General features: G+C 61.0%; 9 protein-coding genes. 4 read left to right on the forward strand and 5 right to left on the reverse strand.

Annotation, left to right across the window (positions count from 1 at the left end; all coding sequences use genetic code 11):
* Window positions 1-16 precede the first annotated feature (16 nt).
* Window positions 17-1,135, forward strand: a complete 1,119-nt coding sequence (locus tag LXT12_RS26175; protein ID WP_233395404.1) for a Wadjet anti-phage system protein JetD domain-containing protein — start codon at window positions 17-19, stop codon at window positions 1,133-1,135.
* Between the two features lie 478 nt (window positions 1,136-1,613).
* Window positions 1,614-3,818, forward strand: coding sequence for a hypothetical protein (locus LXT12_RS26180; RefSeq protein ID WP_233395405.1), 2,205 nt, complete (start codon window positions 1,614-1,616; stop codon window positions 3,816-3,818).
* A 161-nt stretch (window positions 3,819-3,979) separates the two neighbouring features.
* Here LXT12_RS26180 and LXT12_RS27195 read toward each other — a convergent pair whose 3' ends face one another.
* Entirely contained in the window at window positions 3,980-4,321 is a 342-nt protein-coding gene (locus LXT12_RS27195; protein WP_419964800.1) for an AlpA family phage regulatory protein, read from the reverse strand.
* A 581-nt stretch (window positions 4,322-4,902) separates the two neighbouring features.
* On the opposite strand from LXT12_RS27195, the gene LXT12_RS26190 reads away from it, so the two are divergent.
* Complete coding sequence (locus tag LXT12_RS26190) at window positions 4,903-6,327, forward strand: amidohydrolase family protein (RefSeq protein ID WP_233395407.1); 1,425 nt, start codon at window positions 4,903-4,905, stop codon at window positions 6,325-6,327.
* 159 nt (window positions 6,328-6,486) lie between these two features.
* On the opposite strand, the gene LXT12_RS26195 is transcribed toward LXT12_RS26190, so the two are convergent.
* A complete protein-coding gene (locus LXT12_RS26195) occupies window positions 6,487-8,010 on the reverse strand; it encodes an NHL repeat-containing protein (protein ID WP_233395409.1) in 1,524 nt (507 codons plus the stop codon).
* On the opposite strand from LXT12_RS26195, the gene LXT12_RS26200 reads away from it, so the two are divergent.
* The gene (locus LXT12_RS26200; RefSeq protein ID WP_233395411.1) at window positions 7,988-8,551 is read left to right on the forward strand and encodes a PEP-CTERM sorting domain-containing protein; all 564 of its coding nucleotides are present in this window, start codon (window positions 7,988-7,990) and stop codon (window positions 8,549-8,551) included. The two genes, LXT12_RS26195 and LXT12_RS26200, sit on opposite strands and share 23 nt — an antisense overlap.
* Window positions 8,552-9,866: 1,315 nt before the next feature.
* On the opposite strand, the gene LXT12_RS26205 is transcribed toward LXT12_RS26200, so the two are convergent.
* The 3 genes from LXT12_RS26205 to LXT12_RS26215 form a co-directional block, all read right to left on the reverse strand.
* A complete protein-coding gene (locus tag LXT12_RS26205; protein ID WP_233395413.1) occupies window positions 9,867-10,295 on the reverse strand; it encodes a hypothetical protein in 429 nt (142 codons plus the stop codon).
* A complete protein-coding gene (locus LXT12_RS26210) occupies window positions 10,288-14,511 on the reverse strand; it encodes an RHS repeat-associated core domain-containing protein (protein ID WP_304622790.1) in 4,224 nt (1,407 codons plus the stop codon). The genes LXT12_RS26205 and LXT12_RS26210 overlap by 8 nt, the downstream gene beginning before the upstream one ends.
* A partial coding sequence (locus LXT12_RS26215) for a hypothetical protein (RefSeq protein ID WP_233395415.1) occupies window positions 14,474-14,720 on the reverse strand: 247 nt, incomplete at its 5' end. The genes LXT12_RS26215 and LXT12_RS26210, both read right to left, overlap by 38 nt.

Consider the following 14,720-nt stretch of genomic DNA (forward strand, 5'->3'; position numbering starts at 1 on the left):
GCCCCACCCACTCCAGATGCGGCTGGCACATGCGCTGCTGCGTAAGGCCGAGCGCAGCGGGGGCGGCCGGACGATCTCGCTGTCGCTTGACGAGCAGGCGCTTCCGGAGCTGCATCGTGCTCCTTCGCCCGAGGCGCTGGGGCATCTGGAACTGCTGCTGGACGGGCTTGCCGCGACGGGCTGGGTCCGACTCAGGGCGGACAAGGCCAAGGCCTTCCAGACGCTGGCGGATCGCCGACCGAGCTTGCTGCTGCTCGATGCCGCTGCCCTGGCGCAATGGAGCGGATTCGAGCCAGCCGTGCCGCGTTGGAGCCGCCAATTGGTACAGGCCTTGCGTGAGCAACCGACGCTGCTGGCGGTGCCGGATGCGCCGGCCTTGCTGGACTATCTGGGGCGCAGCCCGCTGCCTGCCTTTGAGGGGCGGCAGCCGGCGGACTGCGCCGCGGTGCTCAATGCGCTCGCGGCCGCTTGCGCCGCCGCTCCTGATGTGACGCCTTACCTGCGGGAACTGTCCGCCCGGCACTTTCGCGGGCACAGCAAAGTGCTGGATGCGCGGGAGGAGCTGCTGCGGTTATTGGGCGCGGGCGAAGGGCGCTTCATGGAGGCGCCTATCCAGCTGCTCGTCGACCTGCCTGAGGGGTGGGCCGGTGAGGAGGTTCTGTTCATCGAGAACGGCGTGAGCTTCGAGCGGATGGTAGGGACGCGCCAGCCAGCCTGGGCGCGTTCGGCTTTGCTCTACGCAGCGGGCTTTCGAGCCGGGGCACGCCGCTTGCGCGAACGCAAGGGTTCGTCGACGTATTGGCGCGGCCGCGTGTCCGCCGAGAGTCTTCAACGCTTCGAGGCCTGGCTCTATTCGGGCGTCGGTGATCCGCCTGTGGCCTTCTATGGCGATCTCGACTTCGCTGGCCTCGCGATCCTGGCACAGCTGCGCGCCAGCTTTCCGGCGTGCGGTGCCTGGCGACCCGGTTACGAGGCCTTGCTGGCCCGTCTCGAGTCCGGACATACGCCGGAGGAGGCCGGCAAGGAGCGGCAGCAGGATCCGGGTGCCACGGGCTGTCCTTTTGCGGACGAGGTGCTACTGCCGGCCCTTCGAAGAGAGGGACGATGCGTCGATCAGGAGTTGTGGCCAGGGTGAGGCGCAGGATGAGCCCGTGGCGCAATCAACGGCCTAACTGCAGCATCGCCTCCGGCGTCATCGACCTTGCGCTTGACAGCGGTTTGCCCTGCCGCTGAGGGCCAGCCTCTCCTACGGTTTGGGATCTCCTCGGTAGGCATACGGCTCCACGCCATTGCACATGATGGTGCCCATGAGTCTGCGGGCAGCTGTGTCTGACCTGAAGGCGCCTTCCTCCGGCGCCGGAGTTCCGTCCAGACTCTGCATTAGGGGTTCCAAACTGACGCGCGGGGTTTGAAGCTGGTCACCGCTCAAGAGCGAACGCGAAGCGGCCTGGCGCTTGATGTTTCCTGTCCCGCATCCACTGCGTCGTCCTTGGGCACTTCGAAAAGCCTTTTATGGGAGATGAACAGTGACGCACCTTGCAAACGAGGAGAGCTCTTCAGGAGACGAACAAGGAATGCCTTTGCCGCCGAGGCATGTTCCGACGAGATTCCGGGTGCGCACCGCATTGGCTGGCGGGCGGCCTGCGGGCACCGAGTTCTTCAATAGCGCAGAGCATTGGTCCATCGTGGACGGCATGCACCTCCGCATGGCGGATGGCAGTGTGCACGAGGCTGCACACTTTCTCTTCGACCTGAGCAACGGCTGCAAGCTGAGCTTCGGCCAAATCATTGCGCTGGCAGGCGACTTCTACGCGATCTGGCAGGCGCCCATTTCGGACCAGACGGACAAGGTCGAAGCCTTCCGGAAAACGTTCGCCACCCTGGACACGGCGGACAAGGGGGAGGTCGAACGAATCCTCGCAATCATGGAAGAAGAATTCCAGGCGATCGCACAGGCCATCGCTGCTGGTGAGGATCCCCATGCCGCCTACGATCAGCGCCACAGGGAGTGGGATGCGAAGTACAACGCTGCGACGGGAGGGTCCGGCAGCAGCTATTTCTACCTTCGCATCGGCGATTGGGGCCGCTACATGTGGATCGCCTCGTACAACTGGGATCACTTCGGTCTTCATGCGCACCAGGTCTACAAGGCCGGCCTGGCCGTGGCCATGGACACTGCCGCACAGGCCGGCCGCAAAGAGGGCGCGGATCGCCAGGCCACCCTGCTGAGGGCCTACCAGCATTTGGCCTTCGCCTGTCATTACCTCACCGACAGCTTCTCCGCCGGACATCTGCGCACGCCCCGGCGGCACCTGCACGACTTCAGCCTTTCCCACACCTGGGCCAACCACTTCGCATCCGACTCTTGCGCAGAGGTCATGCACGGCGAGGACAACTTCAACGGCCTGTGGGTCCGTAACGCCGTGGGTGACGAGTGGATTGCCTACGGCGACGGCCGCTATTTTGACGACGTGAACCGGGCCAATCGGAACGTGATGCGCGCGGCGGTGCGGTGCGCGATCGATGACGTCTACCAGTCCTTCATCGCCGGCCAGCCCGTGGCCACGCCGGCGTCATTGCCGCTGATGCCGGGGCTGCCGCTTTCTCCTACCAACAGTGACAACTTCGCGCCACTGTTCTATGACCCGGAGGGGAACGCGATGGCCTGGGTACGCTTGGTCGTCACCGATCCCAAGCGTTACGAATGGGGCCCGGTGCGCCCGCTGCCGCCGCCGTCGCCTTCGCCGTGGGAATTGCTGGCCTTTGACCTGCATAAACTCGACAAGCCTCCTCACATCGGAGCACCACCCAGGTCGGGAGCCGCGAGCGGACCGCACGTCAACGACCGCGGCGGGGTCTCAAGCTGGCTGGAACAGGGACGCCTGTGGCAACGGCCCGGCCGGCCATTGACGACCAACGCGTCGCCCGCCATCGTGGAATTCGAAGGCCAATGCTGGGTTTGTGTGCGGCAGGGCTCAAGTCTCCTCGTTGGAACCCATGCATCGACCGGCTGGAGCGACTTCGTCCCCTTGAAGATTTCGGGCGACCCGGTTCAAACCCTCGCAGGCGCCAGCTTGGTCGTCCACAAGGGCGTCTTGCACTGCTTCTACCCCGATGTCGAGGGCAGGCTGCAGTGGCTGCAGTGGACCGGTAGCCAATGGCGAAGCCACGGAAGCGTTCAGGTCAATGGCCATCCAGTGAAGTCCGATGCCGCACCGGCCGCGCTGTCGGTGCCGAGATCGGACATCCTCGTGCTGGTCTACAAGGGCCTGGGCTCCAGCTATCTGTTCCAGTCCTGGTACTTCGAACAGAAGTCAGAGTGGGTGGGCAACGCATGGATCACCATCACGGACCAGCCTGCGCCGGCCATGACAGACGCCCAACCCGTCGCCGCGACCGGTCGCGACACCGTATTCGTGTACTACAGAGGGTACGCGACCCAAACGCTCTTCCGGCTCGATGTGCAGTACTACGCCTACACCAGCAGTTTCGATTTCGCGGGTAACGTGCCGGTCACACTGCCGGACGGAACACCGGTGACGACTTCGATGGCCGCGGCGGCGAGCACAGGGGCGGACGCATCAACCGCGCTGCTGGTCGTGCCTCGCGACGGGGAGGGCAACTTGTCCGAAGTGTTCCAGCTGCGTATCGGCAGCACCGAGCAGTTCCAGTACCTGGAAAGCGACCTGCAGGTTTCGGACGGTCGGCGCTTGCGCAGCGCATTTACCCCCGCGCTGGCATGTGTCGGTGGAACGTTCTGGCTGCTGACAGTGAAGGCGGACACGAAGGAAGTGGTGTTGAGCTTCGGCCAGCCGTAAATCGTGCCGTGGGCGCTGACCCCTGCCATAGCGCCGGCCCGACACTGAACTCCACACGCCGGCGAGTCCGACAGACCCGAGCCGGCGATGAAGGCCGAGGGCCAGCTTCCCCTACGGTTTGAGATCTGCTCGGTATCGGTACAGCCCATCGAAGGACACGTTCATGCCGCCGCAGCGTTTGTTGTCCAGCGCGAACAGGAAGTTCCCGACCTTCCGGATCTGGACCTCGCACTCGTCCGGCAGGCCCACCACGTCGCTGTCGAGGGGGGCGTCGTACGTGAACGATCCGAAGAGGGGTCACAGAGACCCTGCAACATTGCGGCCGGATCGGGGGACGCCAGGCCTGGACGCGGGGCACTGCAGGCGGCGATGTCACTCAGCCGCCGGCCGACGGCGCGCCGACCCAGGCGCACGGCGCTGGGGAACAGTTGCATCGACATGAGCCGATAGATGGTTGAACGACCCAGGCCCGACAGGTCCTGGACCCTGGGCAGACGGAAGATGACGTCGGCACGTCACCTCCTCCTGAAGTCGGCGAACCTGGCGAACTTGCCTCCAAGCCAGCCATGGTGCCGGGCAAACGGTCCGACCTCGGCCGTTACGCCGGCCCGGCGACCCGGCGCGAGTCGCCAGGCATAGAAGATAACGATCCGATCGAATGGACAGAGGTGGGCGAAGCCGTGTCGTCCACGCGAACGACGTTTGCTGTTGAGCGCCCGGGGGACGGGTCTGAAAGCTTGTCGCATGAGCGGTCTCCGTGACACATGGCCACCAATCTAGGCGCGACGGGCCGGGCAAGGCGTGCTGATTTCTGGGTCAAATTCATCACTGGCGGGAGGCGTCTTTTGTCATGTGAGAGGCCAACGGGGCGGCACGGACGCCGGCCCGGACCGCATGCCGCCACCTCCACAGGTACCTGTTATGCGGCGTCCGGAGCTGGCCCGGCGGCTCTTGCCGGGCGTGGGACGAGGCTCAGCTCTCCCGGTCATCTTTGGGGGGAGGTGTCCGCCATGGCTCGCAAATGCCGTTCAGCAAGAGTGGGACCTTGCATGGCGCGAGGCTATTCATCCGAGCGGAGGCCGGCGTGGAGCGATGGACCAGCAATCATTGGACGGACCACCGCAGGCGGGGCACCGCCTTCTTGGGTCTGTGGGCCTGCCTTGCCGCATGGGCGGGGGCTCCTGCCCCCTTTGCGCCGCCCAAAGCCGACGAACTCGTCCTGTACCGCAGGGCCACGCTGATCGACGGCGTACAGGCCGGGGCCCGGCCCGGCATGGCCGTGCTGGTGGCCGGCGAGCGCATCCTGAAGGTCTACCCCGATGCGTCAGCGCCCACGGCTGATGTCGAGAAAGCGCGCATCGTCGACCTTCGGAATCGCTACCTCATCCCCGGATTGATCGACACCCATGTGCATCTGGCAACGCCCCCCAACCGCCGTCAGGCAGAAGCCGAGATGCGGCGCAACCTCTACGGCGGTGTGACCGCCGTGCGGGACATGGCCGACGACCTGCGGGTGGTGAGCGAGCTGGCACGGGCCAGTCGCGTGGGCGAGATCCCCGGACCCGACATCTACTTCGCGGCGCTCATGGCAGGCCCGGGCTTCTTCACCGATCCGCGGACGGTGCAGACCACGGCCGGCGGCGTGGCAGGGCAGGAGCCGTGGATGCAGGCTGTCCGTGACGACACCGACCTGCCCTTGGCCGTGGCACGCGCCAGCGGCACGTCCGCGACCGCGATCAAGCTCTACGCCGCGTTGTCGCCTGAGCTGACTCGGCGCATTACCGCCGAGGCGCATCGCCAGCACCTGCGCGTGTGGGCGCACGCGACGTTGTACCCGGCCAGGCCCTCGGAGGTCGTCGCGGCGGGTGTCGACGCGATCTCGCATGCCTGCCTGCTGGTGCGCGAGGCCGCGAGGTACGTGCCGGCCTGGGGTGAACCCCGCGGTGCTGTCGACCTTGATCCGATTCGGGGCGGCAACTCGCCGGCGCTCGACCGGCTGTTCAGGACGATGGCCGGGCGCGGCGTCGTGCTGGATGCAACAGTGGCGGCCTATGGCGCCACATCGTTGCCGCCAAGCAGCGCGTCGGCAGGCAGCGGTTCACCGTCGACAACGCATCGTGGCTGTGACGACGCCGTCGGCGCGGCGATCACCGGCCAGGCATACCGCGCCGGCGTGCCCATCTCGGCCGGCACGGATTTCGTAGCACCGGCATCCGAGCCGTGGCCGGAGCTGTTCCGGGAAATGTCGGTGCTGGCCGAAATGGCCCGGATGCCGCCCGCCGCCGTATTGCGCTCGGCGACCGTCAACGCGGGGCATGCCGCTGGCCGGGACGAGGAGATGGGCACCATCGAGGCTGGCAAGCTCGCGAACATGGTGGTGCTGTCGATGAACCCACTCACCTCCGTCGAGCATCTGAAGAGCGTCGTGACGACGATCAAGCGAGGGCGGGCGTTTCAGCGTGACAGCTTCGTGCCTTTGCAGCCGGAGGACATTGTCGACTTCGATTGAGCTGAGAGGTGCGCTGTACGGCGCACCGAAGCAGGACTGCGACAGCGCCACCGGCCCAAGGGAATGGCTGCCGATCTTCCTGACCCGTCCTGGGTTTGCGGCGCGAGCTCAGTGGCCGCAACCGGCTTCCTCCCCGCGGAAAGCGTCGGCGTTGCTATCTCATTGGGTAATCTTGAAGATCTGAGCGCCGACTCCGCGCGTGCCAACATACAGGTTGCCACTGCGATCGGTCGCCAGCGCCGTGATGAAGTCGGTGGTACCTAGGGTGGCGTAGACCGACACGACACCATGTGGATCGAGCCGCCGAATGGCCCCTGACGTGCCAAAGTAGAAATTGCCAGCCTGGTCCAAGGCGAGCGGGCCTCCAGACGCGACACCGGGAAGATCTGCGGCGATGGTGGTCGCGACGCCTTGAGGCGTAACCATGCGGAGGTGGTTGCCTGAGAGCACATATAGGCGTCCCTGCGAGTCGATCGTAAGCCCCGTACTGACGATGAATGTGAACGAGGCGTCCTTTCCTGTGCCGTCTGAATTGCCGGGAGCACCACCGCCGGCCAACACGCTGACACCGCCACCGGCGGTGAACTTAACGACCGAGTTAGTCCCCGCATCAGCCAAGTAGATGTTGCCGGCGGCGTCCACCACCATTCCGCCCGAGCCGTCGTTCATGCCGCCCGCTTCCCAGGCGGGAAAGGGGACGGTGACCTGTCCAGAGGAACTCATCTCGACAAGGTCGGCCGTAGAACTTGAGCCGCTCCAACCTGAGTTGGGGCTCGAATCGAAGAGATTCCCCGAAGCATCCATCGCAAGTGTTTGCCATATATGGCCAGCACCTGCGGCGAGCGTCGTCACCACGCCGGCCTGCGAAACGCGGCGAAGAGCGCCCTGGTCCGACACGATCAGATTGCCAGCGGCATCAACAACAATCTGACCACCTCCCCAAAGGACGGCGGCACTGCCCGTGCCATCTACACGAGGCAAGTTCGTGGTCGCAGACCCTGCGAGCAATGTGACCTTGGCCGACTGCGTCTGGATAGAGGCACCAGTGACGACTCGGTTGTCCTGTGCGCCGTTCGCAGTCGACGGCGCGGAAAGCACGGCACCATCACCCACGGTAATCGTGTTGTTGTCGCCAGCGATGGTGACTTGGGCGCCGCCCACCTCTGTGATCACGGTGCCGGAGGGCACCCACACGGTTGCACCGCGGCTCATCGTGATCGTTTGCCCCGCCGTGAGAGTGACGTTAGCCTCGGCATTTGACGTCCCTTGTTCTCCGCCCCCACCGCATCCCGTCAGCGAGGCAAGAGCTAGAGCCAGCGCCGCACCAAATATCTTGCCCATCTTCTTCTCTCTGCTGATGTTTTTTTCGACTCTATCGCAAGGCGCACTGGCCAGCGCTGAGCCTCCTCCGTTTGCGGGTGGAGCACCGCATTGATCGCGCCTATCCTGACGGGCTTCAACACGACAGCCAGGGAGAGGCAAATTGAAGTTCAGAAGTTCGTTAGCTGCCGTCACGATGATGCTGGTGACTGGAGCGGCCTCGGCCACGGTCGAGCGGTACGCATTCACAGCATCGATCACTACGCTGTGGGAGTACGACAAGGCCAGCGACGTCATCACGAACGTCAACACGAGCACTTTCGCTGGGGCGGCGATCTCGATGACCAACGTCGTCAGAGGCACGATCGCATTCAATACCGACGCGTTGCTCAGCAGCTACCAACCAGATCCCCCGACGTCGGGCACCTACAAGCTGTATCAGCTGGACAGTGCCAGATCCGGCATCACGTTTACTGTAGGCGGCTTGAGTTTCGTTTCTGGGTCGACACTCGCGCCGATCGCTCAGGTGGCCGATAACGCGAGTACGTTCGGCGGCTGGGACACATTCTCAATCGATGCCTACAAGCAGCACGACCCGGTGATGTTTCAGAGCAGCGACATCATGCTGTTCGACAAGACGGGCACCGCGTTCGGCTCGGCCGCGCTACCGAGCCGGCTGGATCTCAGCTCGTTTCACTACGCGGTCGTCGACGGCGGATGGCTACGCCAAGCCGATGGCAACCAGATGCACTTCACCGCGGCGATCACCAGCCTTCAAGCGCTAGCTCCGGTGCCCGAACCATCAAGCGGGTTTCTGCTGGCGGCCGGACTGCTCGGGCTGGTTGCCGCGACCGTACGACGACGCTCAACTCCCACTGTGGGCGAACACCGCATCATTGCTTGAAGTTTCCGCCGCCGTCTAGCTTCTGCCGGGCCTCTTGGACCAAGATCCGAACCGCGACCAACTCGGGCCTTGGCGATGCATCGCTCTTCCATCCCGGCATCGGGTGGAGACGTCTGCAGCTCGACCAGCAGAGCCTTGAGTTCGTCGTTGATCACCGACTCCATGAGCCGGGCGGCGTAGGCGTCCAGCAAAGTCATTCTGAACGAGCGTCCTATCCTCCGAAGAGATACGGGCACAGGATGATTGAAGCGCGACCCATGCAAAGAGCGAATAGTCACCTGGCCATGCGTCCGGCAAGACTCATCAGGTCACTTTGAACATAGCGCCGATCTGAGTGTTGCAGTATTTTGACCACCCCAACGCGCGCCTATTTCGATTCAAACGCTATAGAGTCTACGTATTTATCCGCCTCTCGAGGAGGCGGAATCATGGAAATGACTATGCCCTGTTGGGCAAAATACCAATTAATAGAGCTGGAGTCCGCGCACTTAATATAGGTGCCCAGTCCATTCGGTCTCTCGCCTTTTGAACACTCCGAGACATTTACGCTATCGTTCTTCAACGCAGCATCTATCCGCTTTAGTTTGTCTTGGATTTCTTCATCGACTTCTGAAACGGTGATTTTTAACGAAGAATTGGCATCCGGGTCGACGTAAGTCTGAAATTTGCCATGGAAGCCAGGTTGTTCTCCAGATTCCAAAGTTCCCACGGGTAAGCAGCCATACAATCTAATGTGTCTGCCGACACCGTCGCCGTTGCTGTATAAATACCAAGAAGTGGGCACGCGAATTGTCACTCCCCGCAATTGCTGCTCCGACTTCGGGTGTGCGCACGCGCTATAGGCTATTTTCGACACCCATCGTTCCGGAACTAAACTGACCGTAAAGAAAATCGCTACAGCAATCAGGAGTATTGCGACAAGGGAAAAGTGCCGTCGCCTGAGATATTTATTTAGACGGTGCATGATCTGATACCCCAATCTTTATTTTCAAGCGTTAGTGGGGAATTACGACTTCCAAGACATCACCGCGAAGTCCTAACGACGGATTCAGCGTGGTATAGGCAGGTGGCTTCTTTGCGGCGCCGAATGTCTTTTGCAAGGCATCCATTGTTGCGTCTTGGGCTTTACATTGGGCCGCCTTGTCGTAAGGCTTTCCGTTCGCGGCCGCGACCGCTGCATCTAAGGCTTTGCTGCGGGCCTCGCCGGCGGCCTTCGCCGCTTCAAAAGCAGGCCAGTTGGGTCGATGTCCATGATTGGATTTCCACCTACATATGCGTAGGTATTGTGTAGGATGGCCTCGTGGAGTTCCACTAGTCAGGAACGAACGCCCTGTCTTCCGAAGAGATACGGCCACAGGATGATTGAAGCCACGACCCACGCGAAGAACGAATACGCACCAAGAAATCGGATAGTCAATGCGGAAGAAATGAGGCTGGCCAATTCCATAATTGCAAACAACCATAGAACTGGTACTCCCACCACGACCAGCCAAGCCGTCATCCTCAAACCTAGATTCGAATAACTAGCCACTTCGGCTTTGTATTCCTTGACCATGAAGAATGCATGCGGATTTCTAACAAACAAGAATGCCCCGACCGCGAGCCCAATAAAGCTGATAGCAGAGAGTAGTATGGGCTGCCCCTCGCCACTTGTTCGACGATAGTGGTCCGTGACAATCGAAAGAACCAGCCCAAAATGGCCTGCGAAGGCAACGACGGCGCGACTACGAAGCGAGTTATTCACATCCGTCTCCTGAAATCGCCTCAGACAAAGCTGAACCAAGAAGCAACCCTCCGTTCCATGCGACCCAAACCGCCGCCGCAGTGGTGGCCGACGTTAATCCAACCCTAACCACGTCAGGACGAGCAACGCTGCGGAACAAGGAGAAGCTATTCGACCGAGATTGTTGGAACAGTCGGACGCCCTCTTGCAATGCCGTAATTCCGTTATAGCTCTTTGCAGCGGCCCCTCCGCCAGCTGCGCCGGCAAGGCCAGTCGCGGAATTGACCGGCCACGGGAGAACGCTGTCGATGGCTTGGTCAATCGTCTTCGAAGTGTCCCGATACCTATCCAGGGTTCGCTGTGCAAAGGACTTGCAACTACATCCGGAGCCGCCTCCACTACCCGATGACGCCGACGAAGATGCCAGCCCGGTTGGGTCAACGGAACTCACCGGATTTCCCGCCACATATGCGTACGTGTTGATGCCGCCTGCCAGCCCGATAGGGTCAGATTGGGTATAGCGTCCAATAGTGGGATCGTAGTACCGATTCCAGTTGTACCAAAGTCCACTTTCGACATCCCAATACTGTCCTGGGAATCCGACGCTGAGCCCACTGACCGTGTCGGTGACGACTGAACGTCCGAAGGCGTGATTGGACGCTCGCCAAACGACTTGCGAGGCCGCGTTCGTCAACACCTCGGGTCGCCCGAGATGATCGTTGTGGCTGGCGTAGAAGGCGCCACCGCGCATGATGCCTAGCAGTTCCCCATCCAGCCACACGTAGGCGGTGCTGCCTTGCGGCCCACTCTCGTAGAGCAGTTCACCTGCTTGGCCGTAAGCGAACACGGTGGTTCCGGCCGACGTGCTCTTCCATAGCCGCTGGTTGGCGGCGTTGTACCCATAGCTGCCGACGACGCTGCCGTTACGGCTGACCTGAGACACGCGGTCGAAGCTGTCGTAGCCCAGCGTCTGCGTGGTGCCTCCGTTCACATCCTGAGTCAGATTACCTGCACCGTCGTAGCTGAAGCTGCGGCTGGCCCCGCCGCTGACGCCGCGCAGCCGGTTGCTTGCCGGGTCCACGTCGTAGGTGTAGGACGTACCCGCCAAGTTGTGGCCTGTGCGGTTCCCTGCGGCGTCCAGACCGAAGGCCTGGTCTGCGCCAGGACGTGTCGCAGTCGTCAACCGATCCACTTGGTCATACCCGAGACTTGAGTTCTGGTTGCCGTACACGTTGTCGGTCAGGGTTGAGATGGTGTTCAGGTTGGGCGTGTACTGCAAACTCACGTCATGTACTGCGCCGCCCTGCAGCCGCGTCACGCGGCCATCGGCGTCATAGGTGATGATGCGCGGCAGGCCGTTGCTATAGCGCCATGCATATCGGACCTCCGTGGCCGGTTGATAGGTAAACGAGTCGACGATCACGCTACCGTTTCGAGTGATGGCCGACAGCCTTCCGTAGACATCGTAGGTATAGCCCAGGACCTCGCCACTGGGGTAGGTTATCGTGCTGACCTTGCCGTCGGCCGTATAGGTCCAACTTACGGAATATGAGGCGCCTAAAATTGTCGACACCTTCTGCGCGAGAAGCCCGCCGCTCGTATAGGTAAATGTCGTTTGGCCCGCGCTGTCATTCGTACGGGTCAAATGCCCTTTCCCATACGTGTTCTCGTCGTAAGTAAAGGTTTCGGTCACGCCACCGGACGTCCGAGAGATCAGACGGTTCGCGCCGTCGTAGCCATAGCTGATGGAACGACCGTTTGCACGCGTCTCAGAGACCAGACGGCCGCCTACGTTGTAGATGTAGCTCGCCTGGCCGGTGTCGGGGCTGGTGCGGCCGGTGATTTCTCCATAGCCATTGCGGATATAGCCCGTCGTCAATGATCGGGCATCCGTAATGGAGCTCAATAGACCGGCGGTACCGTACGCGAAGCCCGTGCTCGCTCCATTGGGCTCTACTTGGCTAGCGAGACGGCCTTGAGCGTCATAGGTCTTCTTTATCTGTCGGCCAGCCGCATCGGAAATCTGTGTAACGTTGCCTTGGCCGTCATACATGTACTTTATAGATTGCCCGGCATTGCCCTGCAACATAACGGGAAGTTTCAGACCATTGTCATAGGTGACGGTGGACAGAAAGACACCAGCGGGACTCGCGCTCACGCCGCCGGCGCTATACGTTCCGACGTTGCGACCGGACTGAATGGTTGCGGTGTTGGTCGATACATTGAACCCGTATGAGACCACTTCTCCAAGTTCATTGGTGACCGATGTGGTCCGGCCGGATGGGTTATAGGCGTAGCTGGTGGAGCTGCCATCGGATCTGCTGGCAAGTGCCAGGCGCCCATCGCCTTGATAGGTGAACGTATAACTGCCCAGCCCAGGGGTCGACCGGTACGTGATATTCCCGCGCGAATCGTAACCCAGGTTGGTGGTCACACCATTAGCGTCGGTCGTTTGTAACGGTAAGCCTAAGCCAGTGTATGGCCCATAATTTGTCGAAAGGCCGATTGGGTTTACGACGCTGCTCAGATTGCCTGAGGTGTCGAAGCTGAAGGTTGTTGTCGCCGATCCACCCGGTAAGGTAATCGTGACAGCTTTGGTCTGCAGCCCTCCATTTGGATAAAAGGCATATGTGAACGTGGTCTGCCGCTGCGCGGCGCCAGTCAAGAGGTCCTTAGTGATAATGGTTGACGGGAGGCGACCTAAAGCGCTATTGATATAGGTATATTCCGTTGAAGTGATATTGGTGCCTGTTCCGCTACTTGTGACGATGCTCAGCAGATCGACCGAGGTGTTGCCTGTCCCGTAGTTGTAAGTCGTCGTCAATGCGCCAGCCGTCCCTGCCGCGACGGTCTTGCTTAACAACATTCCGTCAACGTTGAAAGAATAGGTCGTGGAGACCCCCCGAAAGTCGACTGACTGAGACAAGAAGCCATTGCTGTCGTAGCTTTGTGATGCGGTGGCCGAAGGGCAATTCGGCGTGCCCGCGGTCTGCGTAGACGTAAGCTGCCCTTGCGCATTAAACGCATATTGCGTCACTTGGTTGCGAACGTCGGTCAGGGTGGTGATATTCGCGCCGTAAGTGAACTGATCGACGATTTCTCCATCCATCGACTCGCTTCGAATAACGCGACCGTTTGCATCGTACGTATATCGAGACATGCGTATGCCGTCAATGGCGTAACCCGTGAGACGCCAGGGATCCCTCGAGTCCTCATAAAAATACGTATACACTCCCGCCGAAGGCTGGGGTGGTGTGACTTGAGTCAATGCGCCATTACTGTCGTATGCATACGTCCACACCGAATTGTCGGGGGCGGTGATGGTGCTGACTCGGGAGTTGCTTCCCCAGGTGAACTTGACCGATGCTCCTAATGCGTTTGTGATGGCCGTAACTTGGCCACTGGCATTTCGAGTATATGTATATGCGGTGCCGCCTGCATCGGATATCTTGGCAATTTGGAAAGAGTAGCCTGCCCCTTTGCGGACAAAAATGTAGGTCTTGTAGCCGATCTGGACCGTTATCTGGTTGGTCGCACTATAGCTAGCTACCATTCTGCCAGGACCGATTCCACGGCCAGCGACTGCGTTGTTATAATTGGCGGGTGTAAAATAGGGGCCGATGCCGGCGGGCGGCCTGAATTGGAAAAACGAGAAAGATGCGCCTTCAGGAGTTCGGAAGATGAATGCAGAAGGAGTGCAGGTAGTGCCGGAGCAATATGCGCTGCCTTTCTCTTCCAGATCTGGGAATTCCAGGCTGTGGGTCCAGTGGCCTGCAAAGGATGCAAAATAACCGGTGCTGTTGGATAAATAGGTCCGATTGAGCGTCAGCCCCAGGCTCGACGCATGCTTAAAGTCCGCGTGAATGAGGCTCTTCGCCCCGGATGACAATACGACCGGATACGATGATTTGGGATTTGTTGCGGGGATGTTGCCGGCGTCACCACAGCTCTGCGGCGCAGGAGTGCCCACGGCCGGACCAATCGCAGAATTGGCTGGACTTTGAACTTGTGGGGAAAACGGACTGCTGTTGACTCCGCTCGAGGAGAACAGACGGGAGCAGTCAGCACCACTGCACACGGTGTTCGAGTCCATCCGAAGGTCGTAGCCTCCGGATCGTTGCCCGGTGACGATGACCGTATCCAGTATCGACGTCACGCGACTCGAGTCGAGTGTCGTCGCGACACCTCGCCCGTACAGATCATTGCCGTTTTCCGTCGTTTGCGCAGATGCGGACATGGCATACGCAGCCATGCAAATGGCGGTCGCCTTTGCGGCGTAAGTTCTCAAGATGAAAATTGTCATGACCTCCCCTTCCATATTTAGTCAGACCTGCAAAATCCATTTCGGCGCAACGCGTTGACGGGGCAAGTCCGGCGAGCAGTTCGCGTTCATGACGGGCTCGGCAGCGGCTGACGCGATTGAGCAGCATTGGCGCCGAGAACGGC

The sequence above is a fragment of the Pelomonas caseinilytica genome (assembly GCF_021353235.1).
Lineage (GTDB): Bacteria > Pseudomonadota > Gammaproteobacteria > Burkholderiales > Burkholderiaceae_C > Pelomonas > Pelomonas caseinilytica.

Coding starts and splice junctions, on each gene's coding strand:
- LXT12_RS26175 (WP_233395404.1), top strand. CDS start 17: ATGCGGCTGGCACATGCGCTGCTGCGTAAGGCCGAGCGCAGCGGGGGC.
- LXT12_RS26200 (WP_233395411.1), top strand. CDS start 7,988: ATGACCAACGTCGTCAGAGGCACGATCGCATTCAATACCGACGCGTTG.
- LXT12_RS26210 (WP_304622790.1), bottom strand. CDS start 14,511: ATGTCCGCATCTGCGCAAACGACGGAAAACGGCAATGATCTGTACGGG.